Here is a 16562-nt window from a genome sequence, read left to right on the forward strand (position 1 = left end):
GCTCACATCCCCAGCAGGCTGGTGGGCTCGGCTTCCGCGCCACTGGGCGCCTGCCCGACCACCACGTTCTCGCCTGCCTTGAGGCCGGACAGGATCTGCACCGCAGTAGCGGTGCGCAGGCCGGTCGTCACGGCGCGCTCGCGGGCACGGCCCTTGGCGTCGATCACCTGTACGGTCGCGTGGTTGCCCGCCTTGTCATCGCTCTCGGACACTGCTGTCAACGGCACCTGCAGCGCGTTGGCGGCGCGGGCCAGCTGGATCGTCACCTTCACCGTCATCGACGGCTTCAGTTTCAGGCCTGGATTGGGTACGTCAAACAGCCCGGCGTAGTACACCGCCTTCGGCGTCTGCGCCGATCCACCCGTGTTGCCGGTGGCCACATCGGCAATCGACGATGGCGCAGGTTCAAGCTGCTGCAGATGCGATTCGTAGCGGCGTCCGCCCGGCCCCAGCGTAGAGAACCACAGGGGTTGGCCAGGCGCGATCAGCTCCACGTCGGCCTCCGCGATCTCGGTGCGAACCGTCATCGTGTCGATCTGTGCCAGCATTACGATGGTCGGCGTGGTCTGCATCGAGTTCAGCGTCTGCCCGGCCTTGGTGACGATGGCCACGATGTAGCCATCGGAAGGTGAGACGATGCGGGTGTAGCCCAGGTTGATCCGCGCCGTCTCCACCTGGGTCAGCGCCTGCTCGATCTGGGCCTGCAGCGCGGCGACGTCAGAGCGCGCCGCTTCGCGCGCCACCCGCGCGGACTCGAAACCTTCCTGCGAAACCAGCCGCGACGCCACCAGCTGCGACTGGCGCTCATGCACGCGGATGGCCTGGGCGTAGCGCGCCTGGCTGGCGGCATGCTGGGCACGCAGCGCATTGGCAGCCGCTTCGGCGCTGCGCAGGGCGATGCGCTGCGGCTGCGAATCCACTTCGGCAATCAGATCACCAGCGTGCACACGCTGGCCCAGCACCACATGCAGGCGCTTGACCTGGCCCGATACCTGTGCACCCACCGCCACCAGTTCCTTGGGGTTGACCCGGCCAACGGCCTGCACGGTCTTTTCCAGGTCCGCCACCCTTGCCGGGGCCGTGATCAGCGCGGCATCATCGCCCTCGGCAAACAGCCACCAGCCGGTGCCGCCTGCAAGAAGCGCAACGATTGCGGCAATGATCCAGGTCCTGCGGTTGTTCATCGGAAGGCTCGCATGCACGCAGCCACCGGATGTGACCGCAGAAGCCGCAGTCTGGGAGGTGGTGGTGGATGTTTCTTGGAGCCACTGTGGAGATTGCATGGAGGCCGCACATCCGTTCAGGCACGGCATCCGCTCCTGAACGGCACGGATCGCGTCCATGAAATCTCGACACAATCTCGACCAAGTCTCCATCAACGGCCCCTAGCCTTGTCGGCCTCGCCGACTGCGTTCCCGCCGTGTCCCTCCCGTTTCCTGACCTGCCTCCCATCGATGTCCGCCGCGCCTACCTCGCCTGGTGCGCGCCTTCGCCGTGGCTGCTTGCACTGGTAATGGCGTCGACCAGCGCCTGGATGCTTGCCAGCGCGAACCCGGCGCCGCCCCTGCTGGCGGGCGCCGGTGCCGCCGCGCTGGTGTGCTTCCGCAGCGAAGGCCCCGCCCATTCGGCGCGCACGGGCACCCTGGCGTCGCTGGTGCTGATCGGCTTCGCGGCCTGGTCCGCCTCCAGCGCTGGCCTGAGTCTCATGCCTGCAGGGATAGCGGCGGTCCTGGTGGCTGCGTTGCTTGCCCGGCGCCTGTGGGCCCTGGTCCGCATGGCCCGCCGCTTGCAGGACCGGGTGGACGCAACGGGCATGCAATCACGGTGGAGCAAGCTGCCTGCGGCCGTATCGGCCCTGCTCGCACAGCACCTGCGCGGGACCGGAACGCTGGCGCCCGCCCTGCAGCACACGCTGGTGCTGGCCACCCTCGCCTGGGCCGCCCACGAAGAAGCACAGACCCTGGAACGGCCACGATGACACCGCCGCCGGCACTCCCCATCTCGCACTTGAAACTGCAGCGTTCAATGAAGACCGATGCACGCACGCACCAGGCGCCCCTGGTGCTGATTGCCGAGGATGAAGGCGAAATTGCTGACATTCTCGGCGCCTACCTGGCCCGCTCCGGGTTGCGCAGCGCCCGCGCCGCCGACGGCGAAGCCGCCCTCGCCAGCCACCGCCAGCTGCGCCCCGACCTGGTGCTGCTGGACGTGCAGATGCCGAAGTTGGATGGCTGGCAGGTCCTGAGTGAGCTGCGCCGGCGCGGCAACACCCCGGTGATCATGCTCACCGCACTGGACCAGGACGTGGACAAGCTCACTGGCCTGCGCGTCGGCGCCGACGACTATGTGGCCAAGCCCTTCAATCCGGCCGAGATCGTCGCCCGCATCCAGGCGGTGCTGCGCCGTAGCGCGAAGCCCATGGCAGAAGAACCCAACGGGCTGATCCGGCAGGGCCCGTTCGAGATCGACCTGCGCAGCCATGAGGTCACCGTGCGCACCGATGACCACGTGCATGCTTTGAATTTCACACTCACCGAGTTCCGTCTGCTGGTGCACATGGCGCGCGCACCGCGCATGGTGCACAGCCGGCTGGATCTTCTCCAGACCTGCCTGCCGGAAGGCGATGCGCAGGAGCGCACCGTGGACAGCCACGTCAGCAAGCTGCGCCGCAAGCTGGAGGACGTCGGCATCATCGGCATTCCCGCCACCATCCGCGGTGTCGGCTACCGCTTCCTGGACTGAACCGATGAACCGCAAAGGCAAGAGCATCGGGCGCCAGATCACGCTGTCCATCACGGTCGCATCGCTGTGCTCGACCGTACTGTCGATCAGCGGTTTCTACCTGTTCTATTACCTCATGGAGGTGTTCTATCCACGCTGGTATGACGAGCCGGAGACCATCATGCCGTCAGGGCTGGAGTGGCTGTGGATCGGCCTGACCGCCACCGTGGTGGTGGCACTGGCCACGTTGATCGCCTCGCGTCTGACCCGGCGCATCATCACTCCGTTGAACTCGGTGGCCGAAAGCCTGCGTCGCGTCGCCAGCGGTGATCTTGAGGCGCGTGCGCGCGGCGGCGACACCTCGATGACCGAGGCCGCCACACTGGTCAGCGACTTCAACTCCATGGCCGAGCGGCTCAGCCGGATGTCCGAGAACCGGGTGTTCTGGAACGCGGCGATCGCACACGAACTGCGCACGCCGATGACCATCCTGCGCGGCCGCCTGCAGGGCATCGCCGAAGGCGTGTTCGAGCCCGGGCCGGAGCAGTTCAACAGCATGCTCACCCAGCTGGAGGGCCTGACCCGCATCATCGAGGACCTGCGCGTGGTCAGCCTGGCCGAGAGCGGTCATCTGGATCTGCGCCTGCAGCGCAGCGATGTCCGCGTGCAGGTGGCGGCAGTGGTGGACGCGATGTCCGAGGCGCTGACCGAGAGTGGCTTCTCGGTGACCTTGGAGGCACGGCCTTCACTGGCCGACTGCGATCCGGCGCGCATCCGCCAGGCGGTGCTGGCGCTGCTGGAAAATGCGCGGCGCCACGCCATTCCCTGTCCGTTGCAGGTCCGCGTGTCGCTGGCGGAGGGCCATTGCACCGTGACGGTTGAGGATGGTGGCCCCGGTGTACCGGACGACCTTCGCGACAGCATTTTCGAAGCCTTCCAGCGCACCGATGTGTCGCGCTCGCGGCAGAGTGGTGGCTCCGGGCTTGGCCTGGCGGTGGTGCGCGCGATTGCCGTGGCCCATCACGGAACGGCGCAGTGCCGCCCAACCGAGCGCGGCGGCAGCGCGTTCGAGATCCGCTGGCCGGTGCACGCGCGTCGTTGAGGGCCATCGCTGCCCTGGAAAGCCCGAAATGCCGGAACTGCCTGGGTAGAGTCGACTGTCAGGCGACTTGCGCGCGCAAGCGCGGGTTCTTCCAGCAGTTCGCAAAGAGCAGTCGACCAACAGTCGACTCTACCCCCGACCCACCCAGGGATCCCATGAAACACCCCCATGATCCAGCGGCCGCCGCCGGCAGCATCGGCCAGCAGAATGCGGCCGCCACCCTGAAGGCCATCCTGCGCACCTACCCCTGGCAGCTCACCGGCACGTTCTCGCTGGTCGCACTGGAGAACGCACTGCTGCTGGCCTATCCGTTGTTCGCCGGCTTCGCAGTGGACGCGATCATCAGCGGCAACATCGGCCATGCCGTTTCCTATGCCGGCGTGGTGCTGTTGTTCTGGCTGGTCGGTGCAACCCGCCGAGCGGTCGATACCCGCACCTTCACCCGCATCTATGCCGATCTGGCAGTGAGCGTGGTGCAGGCGCAGCGCCGCCTCGGCCAGGCAACGTCCACCTCGGCGGCACGTGTAGTGCTGGCCCGCGAGTTCGTCGACTTCTTTGAAAAGCACGTCCCGATCATCGCGACCGCGCTGGCATCGATGTTCGGTGCGGCAGCGATGCTGCTGGCGATCGAACCGCTGGTGGGCGCTGCAAGCCTGGTCGCACTGCTGGGTGCATTGTTGCTGCTGCCATCGTTCGCACGCCGCAACGAGCAGCTGCATGGACGCCTGAGCAACCGGCTGGAGCATGAGATCCGCCTGGTCGACCGGGTCAGTCCCTCGGTGCTGCGTCGCCACTACACCACGCTGTCGCGGCTGCGCATCCTGCTCTCCGATCGCGAAGCCGGTGCCTTCGTGGTCGTTGGCGCAGCGGCAGCAGTGCTGTTCGCGCTCACCATCGGCCGTCTCGCCACCACCGACGGTGTGACGCCGGGCCATGTGTATGCGGTGATGACCTATCTGTGGACGTTCGTCGGCAGCCTGGATGATGCACCGTCGATGGTGGATCAGCTCGCGCGGCTGAAGGACATCGGCCGGCGAGTCAGCCCCGGCATGGACGATGCGGACCACAAGGACGCCGCTTGACCGGTAGATGCCCACCTTGGTGGGCACCGGCGGGAGCCCGCGCCAACCAAGGTTGGCGGCTACCGGGCGCGATGGGTACCCATGCGCCGCTCGGCGCTACAGGAACTCCGCCATGCGCTGCAGCTCGTCGTCCAGCGCGCCACGAAATACCTTGTCGCGGGCCAGCGACCTGCCGGCATAGCCCACGTTCGACACCAATTCACCGTCGTGCACGCTCAGGTTGGCCCAGCCCACCACCTGCTCGTGCCACAGCACCGGCAATGCGTAGTACCCGTACTGGCGCTTCGGAGCAGGCGTATAGGCCTCGAACTTGTAGATCCAGCCCCACAGCAGCTCGAAGCGGCGGCGGTCCCACACCACCGGGTCGAACGGCGCCAGCAGGCGCACCTGTTCGTCCGGCGCATGCCGGCGCGAGCGCGGGTTCTCGTCCGCCGGCCAGTACCAGGTAGTACCCTCCAGCGTGCAGCTGGCCAGCTGCTGCTTGGCCAATGCCAACGCCTGCCGGGTCTGCTCGGCCAGGTGCGGAGCGCCATTGCCCAGCAGGCGCACCAGATAGGTCAGGCTGGCCGAAGGCAGCGGTGCGTACTTGCGCACCACCAGATCGATCAGGGCGGCAGCACGTTCGATCTGCGCCTGTTCGCTGGAATCGGGCTCGGCATGATCGGCCACCGCGTAGATGCGCGTACCGCTGTCGCGCCGTTGCACGCGCAGCAGGCCGCGGTAGTGCATGCCGTCCAGCAGATGGGTACTTGCATTGCTGGTGCCGCCCCAGTAGTTGGTCACCCGCCCATGCGCGAACGCCTGGTCGACCTCGCGTGGGTGCACGCTGCCGCGCTCGCGCACGAAGGCCAGTACATCTGCTGCGCGGCGATGGGTTTCGGCATCCCACACCCGCTTGGACACGCGCGGGTGCATCAGCGCCAGATGCTCACGGGGCAGGAAGCCGTAGTTCACCAGGCAATCCTCTTCCACCGGCAGACGCGTGTAGCGCCGCTCAAGATCGCCTGCCCGGTAGTCCTTCACCCGGTGGCGCAGGGTCAGGTCCTGCGCGCGAGCGGGTGCCCGGATCGGGTCGGCCTGCACGAAGCCCAGCCGCCGGATCGCGGTCAGCAGCGTCGTCGGCTTGAACAGGGTGCGCCCCACCGCGTAGCGGCGAAGATCATCAAGGGTGGGCGTGGCAGGCATGGCCGCATTGTATTCTCGACACTACGCGATCCGTCCAGTAGAGCCAGGCCATGCCTGGCTGGCGTCATGGTGAACGGCCACGATCATCCACGCATGGCGTGGATCTACCGAAGCCGCGAGACCTCCAGCGAACCGATCACCAACGCCCGCATGCCCTGCTTGAACTCGGTGATCACCTGCCCTTCTTCATCGTCCGCAATCGCGTAGATGGTGTCGGCGCCGGCGATGCAGTAGAAGGCGATCGTGGCCAGCAGCCAGCGCGCCTTGTCCACCGGCAGGCCGAACACCTCGGCCACGTGCGCCTGGTGCGAGGCGATCTTTTCCAGCATCGGCGCGGTCGCCACCGTGCGCCGCAGCAGGTATGGGGGCAGCCCGGGATGCGCCTTCACCACTTCGCACAGTGACTCCACGAACCCCATCAGGTAAGCCTCCAACCCACCCGGTGCGTCAACCGACGCGCGCGGAATCTGCCAGCGCTGGAACACCGCCTCCGCCACCAGGCGCTTCAACGCCTCCAGGTTGGCCACGCGCTTGTACAGCGCTGCTTGGGTCACCGCCAGTTCGGCGGCCACGTTGGCCATGGTCAGGTTGGGCAGGCCCAGGCGGATGCCGATGTCGGCCAGACGCTCCGGGGTGATGGTGGGCGGGCGGCCACGGGTCGGCGCCGTTGGATCGGGGTGCGTGCTCATGCGGTGCCTGCTCTTACGGTGCGCGTCCATACCCTGCTGAGGGTGCCAGTAAAGGGACCCTCTTGTCCGCTTCGATTGATTTAGTTTAATTTACTCAACTAATTCGGAATGCATCCAGCACGCTGCCCGTAATCGAGCCCATGGCTCACCTCCCGCCAGGTCCCCACCCAGCCAACAACCCTGCGCTGCGCCCTCTCCCCGTGCTTGCCGTCGGCAGCGCGCCAGGCGCGCTCGCGCCTGCGATTCACAGGACTCTGGCATGACCGTTTACAACTTCACTTCTGCACAGCATCGTGCTGCCGCCGCATCCTCCGGCCTGATGCATCCGCCGGGCATGCACCTGCGCTACCGGATGTCCGCCCTCGCGCTGGGGCTGCTGGCCTCGTTTACCGCGCTGGCCGACACCGCACCGTCCACCCTGCCCTCGGTGCAGGTGCAGGGCCAGCGCCGGGTCACTGCAGACTTTGCAGGCGGGCAAGTGGCCGCTGGCAGCCGCGTCGGCCTGCTCGGCGACAAGGACTTCATGGACACGCCGTTCAGTACGGTCAGCTACACCGAGTCCTTCATCCGCGACCGCCAGGCCAAGGACCTGACCGACGTCATCGCCGCCACCGACCCTACGGTGTTCAGCAACGGCGTCACCGGTTCCTGGAGCGAGAACTACGCGATCCGTGGCTTCGCCTCCAACACCAGCGACACCACCTTCAATGGCCTCAGCGGCATGGCGCCGTACTACCGCACCTCGCCGGAAATGTTCGAACGCATCGAGGTGCTGAAGGGCCCGTCTGCGCTGCTCAACGGCATGCCGCCGGGTGGTTCGGTCGGCGGCAGCGTCAACCTGGTTCCCAAGCGCGCGGGCGAGCAGCCATTGCTGCGGGTCAGCGCCAACTTCGCCTCCGATGCGCAGTTCGGAACCCATGTGGATATGGGGCGCCGCCTGGGCGCCGACAAGCAGTTCGGCATCCGCTTCAACGGTGCCTACCGTGATGGTGATGGCGCGGTCGGCAAGCAGCGCAAGAAGGTACAGCTCGGTTCGCTGGCACTGGACTGGCGCGGCGAACGTGCGCGGCTGTCGGCCGATCTGTACAGCGCCGACGATCGCGTGGACGGCCCGGCACGTGGCGTCGGCCTGGCACCGGGCGTGGCCATTCCGCGGCCGCCGCGTGGCGATACGCTGATCAACCCGGACTGGGCCTACGTGGACAGCCAGGACAAGGGCGCGATGCTGCGCGGCGAACTGGATATCAACGATAGCCTGATGGCCTACCTCGCCTACGGCTCCAGCAAGACCGACTACCGCTACAACGGTTCGATCAGCGCGCAGATCCTCAACCCGGCCGGCGACTTCAGCACGGTGATCGGCCAGCTCGCCTTCGACATCAAGAAGCAGTCCGGAGATGCCGGCCTGCGCGGTTCGTTCCACACCGGTAGCGTCGGCCACCAGTGGGCGGCCAACCTGACCCATTACCAGCACACCCAGAACGACTACGGCCGTCGCAGCGTGCCGGGCTGGGACTGGACCACCAATCTGTACAACCCGGTGTGGGGCCCGGCGGCGCCGTTCGTCGCGCCGCATATCTCGCATACCGAGTTGACGCTGGACAGCCTCGGCTTCGCCGACACCCTCGCCTTCGCCGATGACCGCGTGCAGTTGACGCTGGGCGTGCGCCGCCAGCAGGTGGTCAGCGAGACCTTCAACGTCGCCAGTGGTGCACGCACCTCACGCTACGACGAAAGCGCCACCACGCCGGCAGCGGCCCTGCTGGTGAAAGCCACCGACACGATCTCCCTCTACACCAACTACATCGAAGGCCTCAGCCAGGGCGCCACCGCACCGATGACCGCCGCCAACGCCGGCGATGTGTTCGCACCCTTCCGCACCAGGCAGAAGGAGCTGCGCCTGAAGCTGGACCTCGGCAGCTTCGCGCACACCTTCAGCGTGTACGAGATCAAACGGCCCAGCAGCTACACCGACCCGGTCACGAATATCTTCTCGTTTGGTGGCGAACAGCGTAACCGGGGCGTGGAATGGGGCTTCTTCGGCGCGTCACTGGACGGCGTGCGTCTGCTGGGCGGCGTGGCCTACGTGCAGCCGAAGCTGACCCGTACGGCCGGCGGCGTGAATGAAGGACGCATTGCCACCGCCGTGGCGCAGCGGCAGGCCAGGCTGGGCCTGGAATGGGATGTGCCGACCGTGCAGGGCCTGACCTTGACCGCCAATGCCACGGCGATGTCGAAGCAGTACATCAGTGCCGACAACCGGCTGTCGGTGCCGGGGCGCACGTTGTTCGATGTGGGTGCGCGCTACAGCACGACAATGGCCGGGCGACCACTTGCGCTGCGCGCCACCGTCAACAACGTGACCAATAAGGCGTATTGGGGAATGCCGTTGCTTTCAAGCCTGGCGCTGGGTGCACCGAGGACGGTGTTGCTCTCTGCGACGATGGATTTCTGAGCCGGGCGACAAACTGTCAACGGGATCCACGCATGGCGTGGATCTGCCGGAAACTGTAGAGCCAGGCCATGCCTGGCTGGTTCCATGGTGATCCGCCAAACGCATCCACGCCTGGCGTGGATCTACCGACACAAGGCACGACCACGCACGCACTGATCACGAAAGCACTCGCGCCACCACCGCCAGCACCGCCAGATGCCCCACGTAGTATCCATAGAACACCCAGCGCCAGCGCGGCAGTCGCCACGGCACCCGCGTCGCCAGCACGACCACCGGAACGGCCAGCAGTGCCCAGCCGTTGTGGTTGGCCCAGCACACCGCTGCAAGCCCAACCAGCAACAGCCACCACGCCCGATGCCGGAACGCGATCCAGGCCAGCAGCACGGCGCCAACACCGGCCCACTGGTAGTCCACGAACATCGGCAGCACGCCGGCAGCCAGCAACAGCAGCACAGGCCGATTGTTCGCAAGCGCATGCACGGCCACCACCGCCAAGGTGAAGGTGAGCAGGATGTTGAGCGGCAGCCAGGAACCGAACGCAAGTGCGTGCAATGGCTGCGCGATCAGTCCCCATAGCGCGAGCCGGCGCATCGATTTGCGCAGGTCGGCGCCCGGCTGGGCCAGGTTGCAGGCCATCACCAGCGCGAACAGCGGGAAGGCGATACGCCCCAGTTCGCTGACCACCGGCACGTAGCCCCCGAAGACCACCTTGGCCACGTGGTCGCCGGTCATGGCCAGCAGCGCGATCCACTTCAGCAGCTCGCGCGCGCCGCTGCCGAGGGTGAGGTTGAACGTGGACGTCCCGGTGGTGGTCGCTTGCATCGCGGAAGCTTATGCGCATCGGCTAGCGCATTTCCAGCGCCGCGCAGGAGCCCGCTGCTGCAAGCCGCCGGTGGCGGCGCTATGCTGGCCGCCCCTGCTTGTGAGACACCCGTCATGCGCACCCTGTACCCGGCCATCGATCCCTACCGCGAATTCACCCTGCCGGTGAGCGATCTGCACACGCTGCATATCGAAGAGTGCGGCACGCCGGAGGGCATTCCGGTGGTGTACCTGCACGGTGGCCCGGGCGCCGGTATCTCGCCGACCCATCGGCGCTTCTTCGACCCGGCGCGCTACCGCATCGTGTTGATCGACCAGCGCGGCAGCGGCCGCTCCACGCCGTTCGGCGAGCTGCGCGACAACACCACGCAGGACCTGGTGGCGGACATCGAAAAGGTGCGTGAGCACCTGGGCATCGAGCGCTGGCTGGTCTATGGCGGCTCATGGGGCTCCACGCTGTCGCTGGCCTACGCGCAGGCACATCCCGAACGCGCCACCGGCCTGATCGTGCGTGGCGTGTTCCTCGGCCGTGAGATCGAGAACCGCTGGTTCGCCGAGGCCGATGGCGGTGCGCGCTGGATCTTCCCGGAGCGCTGGGACCGCTACGAGGCTTATATCCCGGAAGCCGAGCGTGGCGACATGATCGCGGCCTACTGGACGCGCATGGATGGCCCGGATGAAGCGACCCGCATCGAAGCCGCACAGGCCTGGCTGGGCTGGGAAGACAATGCGGCCACTCTGCAGCACGATGTGGATGCGCAATCCACCGATGATCCGCTGGACACGCTGGCAAAGGCCCGCATCGAAGCGCACTACTTCCGCAACGGCATCTTTCTGGAACCCGACCAGCTGCTGCGCAACATCGATCGCATCCGCCACCTGCCCGGCGTGATCGTGCAGGGGCGCTACGACATCATCTGTCCGCCGCGCAGCGCGTGGGACCTGGCCAAGGCGTGGCCGGAAGCGCGGCTGGAGATGGTGACCTCCGGCCACAGCGCCAACGAGCCAGCCACGGTCGATGCGCTGGTGCGGGCCACGGACGCCTTCGCGGACCGCGTCACTGCCGGCAACTGATTACGGAGCACAGGGAGGCTTCCTATCAGGTGCGTCCTGGCGCGTTGACAAGAGCGACCACCTGCAATCGCCCGCCCCGTCCTGGTTGCACTTCCGGACGGAGGCGTAGGTCTAGAGCTGTGCCCTGAGCCAATCGATCTGGATCTTGATGATTCTCTGGAAGTACTCGCCACTGTAGACATCGTAGTGGCGCGCATCCGGCTCTTGATAGAGCGTCTTCTCGTCTGCGGCGACTGCATCGAACAGGGCGCGCCCCTGCGCAGGGGGATTCACACGATCCTGGCCGGCAATCACCACCAGCGTTGGACAGGTAACCCGTGCAGCCGCCAGGGCTGGCTTGTAGTTAAGGGTCTCGCGGACCGTCAAGAATGGAATCTTGACGTCCATCTTTGGATGCTTCTCCCTGTTCTCTTCAAAAAATGCCTTCGATTCGGCATCGTTCAGCACCTTGGTGATGCCTACGAGCATTTCCTTGCCCGTCGTGGCTTGCCTTTCAGCCATTTTGTCCAGCGTGGCCACGAAGGCTGCCTTCTCAACTTCGCTCATGTGTCCGGTCACCACCTCCTCGCCGTCCGCGAAGCCCAGCTGACTGATCACGCAGCGAATTCCGCCGTCCTGCGCAGCCGCGCCAAAGACATGCCCTGCACCCAGCGACGTTCCCCATAGCGCGATCCGCGTACTGTCCACATCCGAGCGTGCGCGAACCCACTTGATGACAGACCGGATGTCCTCGATCTGCATCGCAGGCACGAGCCGACCTCGCTCACCGTCACTGTCTCCAAAACCCCGATAGTCGAACGTAACGGCCACAAAGCCCGCCTTCGCAAAGGCATCGGCAAAATCTGGAAGCAGCAGCTCCTTGATGCCGCAGAATCCATGGCACAAGATGATGACGGGCCTTGATGGGCCGTTTTCGGGCTCGCGAACCGTCAGGGATATCCCCTCAGGAAGATGCTGGGTCGACGTTTTCATTGATGGCCCTGTGTCTGTGTGGTGGAAGGCAGTCTATTTCCAGAGCAACGCTTCCCGGAGCAACGTCTCTGCGTGCTCCGCACAAACCGTGACGTAGACCGCCAGGAACGAAGGGCACCGGGACGCTGCATGCAAAGGCCCCTTCCTCGAGTCGGGCCGAAAGCGTCAAGAGCCCAGACGGCGCCATCCATTCGCTCAAACTGATGAGTGAGCCGCATTACGTGCGTTCCGTGGGAAGGGGCCCAGAATGTTCGAAGCCTCATCGCGGCATCAGCTATACCAAGGTATAGCCCAGCTAACCCACGAGCCTCTAGGCCAGCCCCATTCAGGGGCGGACAATAGCGCCACTGGCCAGGGCAACCCTGGCAGGCACCCTCCCCTCATGGAGACGCAGATGGACCCCGACCCTGCCGGGCGCACCGCGCCCCCGATGCACGCAATCCGCCTGTTCCTGGCGCCTGCCCGCCGGTTCCTGCCTGCCTGAGTGACGGGGGACCGCCAGGCGCTGCTTGCCTGGAGATCGCCCCCATGTCCTACAAGATCCTCTACATCACCCTGCGCCGCCTGATCAGTGAGCGCGATGTCGCCGGCCTGCGCAGCCAACTGTTGCAACACGGCCCCGTGATGTTCGCCCGTTCGCTGTCGCTCGGTTCGCCGCGCGTGGTGGCCGACGCGCTGTCGCTGCTGCCGATCAGCGAGCGCATCACCGTGCTTCGCCACCTGCCCTATCCCCTGCGCGATGCAATGAAACCGCTATGCATCGGCGGCAGCCAGCGCCTGCACATGCAGCCGTGGTCGCCGGCGGTGCTGGCGATGCGCCACGCCTGACCTGTTCCAACCGTTCCGTTCGTGTTCCGGCCGCGGCCGGCTCTGACATTCGAGGAGAGTCCCATGAGCCTGCTCAACGCCTGGTTCAATGCCTTCCTGCGCAGCCGTCGCGCAGGCAACCTGTTCCGCCGCCGCGCGATGCCCGAAGCCGGCTTTGGCCCGGGCAGCGCCGAGGCCGCGCCGTTCGCGCTCACCACCGGCCTGGTCACCCTCGCCCAGCAGGACGAAGCCGAGCTGCTGACCACGCTGGGATCGCACGCCGACGGCCTCAGCCCGCATGAGGCCGAGGAGCGATTGGTCACGCTCGGCCCCAACGAGGTGGATCACGAAAAGCCGCTGCCGTGGTGGCGGCACCTGTGGCATTGCTACCGCAATCCGTTTAACCTGCTGCTGACCGTGCTGGCCGCGGTGTCCTGGCTGACCGAGGACATCAAGGCCACCGTGGTGATCGGTGCAATGGTACTGCTGTCCACGCTGATCCGCTTCGTACAGGAAGGCCGCTCCAACCGTGCGGCTGAGCGGCTGAAGGCACTGGTCGGCAACACCGCGCGCGTGCTGCGCCGCAATCCGGGCACCGAGGCCGCCGATGTGGCCGACCAGTACTTCGGCGCTCACCTGCACAGCCGTCGCCCGGCTCGCCTGCTGGACCTGCCGATCCGTGAGCTGGTGCCCGGTGACCACATCGTGCTGTCGGCCGGTGACATGATTCCGGCCGATTGCCGCGTGCTGACCGCCAAGGACCTGTTCGTCGCCCAGGCCGCGATGACCGGCGAATCGCTGCCGGTAGAGAAGTTCGCGCACCCGGGCGACGGCCTGGCCGGCCTGCTGGAACAGCACAACCTGCTGTTCATGGGCACCAATGTGGTGTCCGGCACGGCCACCGCCGTGGTGCTGGCCACCGGCAACCGCACCTACTTCGGCACGTTGGCCCAGCGCAGCACCGCCACCGACCGTGCGCCGACCGCATTCCAGGCCGGCGTCAACAGTGTCAGCTGGCTGCTGATCCGCTTCGCGCTGGTGATGGTGCCGTTCGTGCTGCTGATCAACGGCTGGACCAAGGCCGACTGGACCGAGGCGTTCCTGTTCGCACTGTCGGTGGCAGTGGGTCTGACGCCGGAAATGCTGCCGATGATCGTCACCTCCACCCTGGCCAAGGGCGCGGTGCTGCTGTCGCGGCGCAAGGTGATCGTCAAGCGCCTGGATGCGATCCAGAACTTCGGCGCGATGGAAGTGCTGTGCACCGACAAGACCGGCACCCTCACCCAGGACAGGATCGCGCTGGAGCGCCACACCGATGTGTTCGGCCACGATTCGGAAGACGTGCTGAAATTCGCCTATCTCAACAGCCACTTCCAGACCGGGCTGATCAACCTTCTGGATCGCGCGGTGCTGGAGCACGTGGAGCTGCAGGGTTCACTGCGGCTCTCGCAGGACTACCACAAGGTGGATGAGATCCCATTCGACTTCGAGCGCCGCCGCATGTCGGTGGTGGTCTCCGAGCGCGAGGACCACCATGAGCTGATCTGCAAGGGGGCAGTGGAAGAAATGCTGGCGGTGTGCAGCACCGTGCGCGAGAACGGCCAGGACATGCCACTGGACGAGCACCGGCTGGCCCGCGTGCGGCAGACCACCGAGGAACTGAACGAACAGGGCCTGCGCGTGGTGGCAGTGGCGATGAAGGAGACCGCCGCCAGCCAGACTGTGTACACGCAGGCCGACGAGTGCGGCCTGACCCTGGTCGGCTACGTGGCCTTCCTGGACCCGCCAAAGGAATCGGCCGCGCAGGCATTGCAGGCGCTGGCTGCACATGGCGTGGAGGTCAAGGTCTTCACTGGCGACAACGAACTGGTGACCGCCCGTGTCTGCGCACAGGTGGGGCTGGACGCGGACACCATCCTGACCGGCCCGCAGATCGAGCGCATGGACGACGGCGCGCTGTCGCGGGCGCTGCACCACCACCGCGTGTTTGCCCGGCTGACGCCGCTGCACAAGGAGCGGCTGGTGCGCGAGCTGCGCGCACAGGGCAAGGTGGTCGGCTTCCTCGGCGACGGCATCAACGATGCACCGGCGCTGCGCGCGGCCGACATCGGCATCAGCGTGGACAGTGCGGTGGACATCGCCAAGGAGGCGGCCGACATCATCCTGCTGGAAAAGAACCTGATGGTGCTGGAGGAAGGCGTCATCCAGGGCCGGCGCACGTTCAACAACATGCTGAAGTACATCCGCATGACTGCCAGCTCCAACTTCGGCAACGTGTTCTCGGTGCTGGTGGCCTCGGCCTTCCTGCCGTTCCTGCCGATGCTGCCGCTGCAGCTGCTGGTGCAGAACCTGCTGTACGACATCTCGCAGATCGCCATCCCGTTCGACAACGTGGACGAGGAGCTGGTGCGCAAGCCACTGAAGTGGAACCCGGCGGACATCGGCCGCTTCATGGTGTTCTTCGGGGCGATCAGCTCGATCTTCGACCTGACCTGTTTCGCGCTGATGTGGTACGTGTTCGACGCACGCACGCCGGCCGACCAGGGCCTGTTCCAGTCCGGCTGGTTCGTGGTCGGCCTGCTGACCCAGACCTTGATCGTGCACATGATCCGCACGCCGAAGGTGCCGTTCCTGCAGAGCATCGCCGCTCCGCCACTGCTACTGATGGCCGGCCTGATCATGGCAATCGGCGTGGCCCTGCCGATGAGCCCACTGGCCGGCTACTTCAAGCTGCAGGCGCTGCCGGCTGGCTACTGGCCGTTCCTGGTGGCGATCCTGTTCGGCTATGCGGTGCTGACCACCGCGCTGAAGAAGTTCTACATCCGTCGCTACGGCTGGCAGTAAGCGCCCGCCGCCTTGTCCAGGGAGAAACACAATGGACATCAATCCGAACCTGCCGGCGTTCAACGCCGGCGCCACGCTCAGCTCGCTGATCAGCCTGTCGGTGGCGTTCGTGCTGGGCACGGCCATCGGCCTGGAGCGGCAGCTGCGGCAACGCACCGCGGGCCTGCGCACCAACACGCTGGTGGCGGTGGGAGCGGCGGTGTTCGTCGATCTGGCCGTGCGCTTCCATGACCTGTACGGCGGCCCGCCATCACCGCTGCATGTGGTGGCCTATGTGATCTCCGGCGTCGGCTTCCTCGGCGCCGGCGCGATCATGAAGGACGGCGCCCAGGTGTCCGGCCTGAACACCGCCGCCACCCTGTGGGGATCGGCGGCGGTGGGTGCCTGTGCCGGTATCAAGCTGCTGCCGGAGGCGGTGTTGGCAGCGGTGTTCGTGCTGGCCGCCAATACCCTGCTGCGGCCGGTGGTGAACCGCATCCAGCGGCAGCCGCTGCCGGAAGCGTTCAGCGAGGCAACCTATGCGATCAACGTGGTCTGCCAACGCGAGCAGCAGGCCGAGGTGCTGGACCAGCTGTTGCTGCTGCTTGAGCAGGCGCACTACCCGGTGCGCGCGGTGGACCAGCGTCCGTTCGGCGAGCGCGACGTGGAGATCGAAGCGGTGCTGTATGCCACCACCGTGGATGCCGGTGAGCTCGATGCCGTGCTGGCCACCCTGGCGACCACGCCCGGTGTGCTGCAGGGCTTCTGGAACGCCAGCCTGGAGGAGTAGTGCCGGCCGCTGGCCGGCAACCTCATGATCCGCGGGCGCA

The 16562-nt window shown here is 66.4% G+C and carries 14 protein-coding genes; 9 read left to right on the top strand and 5 right to left on the bottom strand.

Annotated elements, in window-relative coordinates:
* Nucleotides 1–2: 2 nt before the first annotated feature.
* Nucleotides 3–1184: an efflux RND transporter periplasmic adaptor subunit gene (locus CKW06_RS13090; protein ID WP_024956566.1), complete on the bottom strand. Its 1182-nt coding sequence runs from the start codon at nucleotides 1182–1184 to the stop codon at nucleotides 3–5.
* A 329-nt stretch (nucleotides 1185–1513) separates the two neighbouring features.
* Here CKW06_RS13090 and CKW06_RS13095 point away from each other — a divergent pair, with 329 nt between their 5' ends.
* The 4 genes from CKW06_RS13095 (at nucleotide 1514) to CKW06_RS13110 (ending at nucleotide 4905) form a co-directional block, all read left to right on the top strand.
* On the top strand, nucleotides 1514–1978 hold the full coding sequence (locus CKW06_RS13095; protein ID WP_032963272.1) for a hypothetical protein: 465 nt from the start codon (nucleotides 1514–1516) through the stop codon (nucleotides 1976–1978).
* Nucleotides 1979–2025: 47 nt separating this feature from the next.
* Complete coding sequence (locus CKW06_RS13100; protein WP_032963270.1) at nucleotides 2026–2742, top strand: response regulator; 717 nt, start codon at nucleotides 2026–2028, stop codon at nucleotides 2740–2742.
* A gap of 4 nt (nucleotides 2743–2746) precedes the next feature.
* Entirely contained in the window at nucleotides 2747–3823 is a 1077-nt protein-coding gene (locus CKW06_RS13105) for an ATP-binding protein (protein WP_024956563.1), read from the top strand.
* A gap of 155 nt (nucleotides 3824–3978) precedes the next feature.
* Nucleotides 3979–4905 carry an ABC transporter six-transmembrane domain-containing protein gene (locus CKW06_RS13110; RefSeq protein WP_024956562.1) on the top strand — a complete coding sequence of 309 codons (927 nt, stop codon included), beginning with the start codon at nucleotides 3979–3981 and terminating at the stop codon, nucleotides 4903–4905.
* Between the two features lie 96 nt (nucleotides 4906–5001).
* Here CKW06_RS13110 and CKW06_RS13115 read toward each other — a convergent pair whose 3' ends face one another.
* Nucleotides 5002–6090, bottom strand: coding sequence for a DNA glycosylase AlkZ-like family protein (locus tag CKW06_RS13115; protein WP_024956561.1), 1089 nt, complete (start codon nucleotides 6088–6090; stop codon nucleotides 5002–5004).
* A gap of 104 nt (nucleotides 6091–6194) precedes the next feature.
* The gene (locus CKW06_RS13120) at nucleotides 6195–6779 is read right to left on the bottom strand and encodes a TetR/AcrR family transcriptional regulator (protein WP_014647283.1); all 585 of its coding nucleotides are present in this window, start codon (nucleotides 6777–6779) and stop codon (nucleotides 6195–6197) included.
* 259 nt (nucleotides 6780–7038) lie between these two features.
* Between CKW06_RS13120 and CKW06_RS13125 the strand changes: the two genes are divergently transcribed.
* Nucleotides 7039–9234 carry a TonB-dependent receptor gene (locus tag CKW06_RS13125; protein ID WP_024956560.1) on the top strand — a complete coding sequence of 732 codons (2196 nt, stop codon included), beginning with the start codon at nucleotides 7039–7041 and terminating at the stop codon, nucleotides 9232–9234.
* Nucleotides 9235–9390: 156 nt separating this feature from the next.
* On the opposite strand, the gene CKW06_RS13130 is transcribed toward CKW06_RS13125, so the two are convergent.
* Nucleotides 9391–10056, bottom strand: coding sequence for a TraX family protein (locus tag CKW06_RS13130; protein WP_024956559.1), 666 nt, complete (start codon nucleotides 10054–10056; stop codon nucleotides 9391–9393).
* Nucleotides 10057–10170: 114 nt separating this feature from the next.
* Here CKW06_RS13130 and pip point away from each other — a divergent pair, with 114 nt between their 5' ends.
* Nucleotides 10171–11130 (top strand): prolyl aminopeptidase, encoded by a 960-nt coding sequence (gene pip / locus CKW06_RS13135; protein WP_024956558.1) that lies wholly within the window; start codon nucleotides 10171–10173, stop codon nucleotides 11128–11130.
* Nucleotides 11131–11241: 111 nt separating this feature from the next.
* Here pip and uilS read toward each other — a convergent pair whose 3' ends face one another.
* The gene (gene uilS, locus CKW06_RS13140; protein ID WP_024956557.1) at nucleotides 11242–12102 is read right to left on the bottom strand and encodes a UilS family quorum-quenching N-acyl-homoserine lactonase; all 861 of its coding nucleotides are present in this window, start codon (nucleotides 12100–12102) and stop codon (nucleotides 11242–11244) included.
* 528 nt (nucleotides 12103–12630) lie between these two features.
* Between uilS and CKW06_RS13145 the strand changes: the two genes are divergently transcribed.
* The 3 genes from CKW06_RS13145 (at nucleotide 12631) to CKW06_RS13155 (ending at nucleotide 16522) form a co-directional block, all read left to right on the top strand.
* Nucleotides 12631–12930, top strand: coding sequence for a hypothetical protein (locus CKW06_RS13145; protein ID WP_024956556.1), 300 nt, complete (start codon nucleotides 12631–12633; stop codon nucleotides 12928–12930).
* Between the two features lie 63 nt (nucleotides 12931–12993).
* Nucleotides 12994–15753, top strand: a complete 2760-nt coding sequence (gene mgtA / locus CKW06_RS13150; protein WP_024956555.1) for a magnesium-translocating P-type ATPase — start codon at nucleotides 12994–12996, stop codon at nucleotides 15751–15753.
* Between the two features lie 31 nt (nucleotides 15754–15784).
* Entirely contained in the window at nucleotides 15785–16522 is a 738-nt protein-coding gene (locus tag CKW06_RS13155) for an MgtC/SapB family protein (RefSeq protein ID WP_005413576.1), read from the top strand.
* The last annotated feature ends 40 nt before the right edge of the window (nucleotides 16523–16562 follow it).

Origin of the sequence: Stenotrophomonas maltophilia, from assembly GCF_900186865.1 — a bacterium.
Taxonomy (GTDB): domain Bacteria; phylum Pseudomonadota; class Gammaproteobacteria; order Xanthomonadales; family Xanthomonadaceae; genus Stenotrophomonas; species Stenotrophomonas maltophilia.

Bases quoted from the DNA above. Each gene is read 5' to 3' on its own strand.
- CKW06_RS13090 (WP_024956566.1), bottom strand. From the start codon at position 1,184: ATGAACAACCGCAGGACCTGGATCATTGCCGCAATCGTTGCGCTTCTT.
- CKW06_RS13095 (WP_032963272.1), top strand. From the start codon at position 1,514: ATGGCGTCGACCAGCGCCTGGATGCTTGCCAGCGCGAACCCGGCGCCG.
- CKW06_RS13100 (WP_032963270.1), top strand. From the start codon at position 2,026: ATGAAGACCGATGCACGCACGCACCAGGCGCCCCTGGTGCTGATTGCC.
- CKW06_RS13105 (WP_024956563.1), top strand. From the start codon at position 2,747: ATGAACCGCAAAGGCAAGAGCATCGGGCGCCAGATCACGCTGTCCATC.
- CKW06_RS13110 (WP_024956562.1), top strand. From the start codon at position 3,979: ATGAAACACCCCCATGATCCAGCGGCCGCCGCCGGCAGCATCGGCCAG.
- CKW06_RS13115 (WP_024956561.1), bottom strand. From the start codon at position 6,090: ATGCCTGCCACGCCCACCCTTGATGATCTTCGCCGCTACGCGGTGGGG.
- CKW06_RS13120 (WP_014647283.1), bottom strand. From the start codon at position 6,779: ATGAGCACGCACCCCGATCCAACGGCGCCGACCCGTGGCCGCCCGCCC.
- CKW06_RS13125 (WP_024956560.1), top strand. From the start codon at position 7,039: ATGACCGTTTACAACTTCACTTCTGCACAGCATCGTGCTGCCGCCGCA.
- CKW06_RS13130 (WP_024956559.1), bottom strand. From the start codon at position 10,056: ATGCAAGCGACCACCACCGGGACGTCCACGTTCAACCTCACCCTCGGC.
- pip (WP_024956558.1), top strand. From the start codon at position 10,171: ATGCGCACCCTGTACCCGGCCATCGATCCCTACCGCGAATTCACCCTG.
- uilS (WP_024956557.1), bottom strand. From the start codon at position 12,102: ATGAAAACGTCGACCCAGCATCTTCCTGAGGGGATATCCCTGACGGTT.
- CKW06_RS13145 (WP_024956556.1), top strand. From the start codon at position 12,631: ATGTCCTACAAGATCCTCTACATCACCCTGCGCCGCCTGATCAGTGAG.
- mgtA (WP_024956555.1), top strand. From the start codon at position 12,994: ATGAGCCTGCTCAACGCCTGGTTCAATGCCTTCCTGCGCAGCCGTCGC.
- CKW06_RS13155 (WP_005413576.1), top strand. From the start codon at position 15,785: ATGGACATCAATCCGAACCTGCCGGCGTTCAACGCCGGCGCCACGCTC.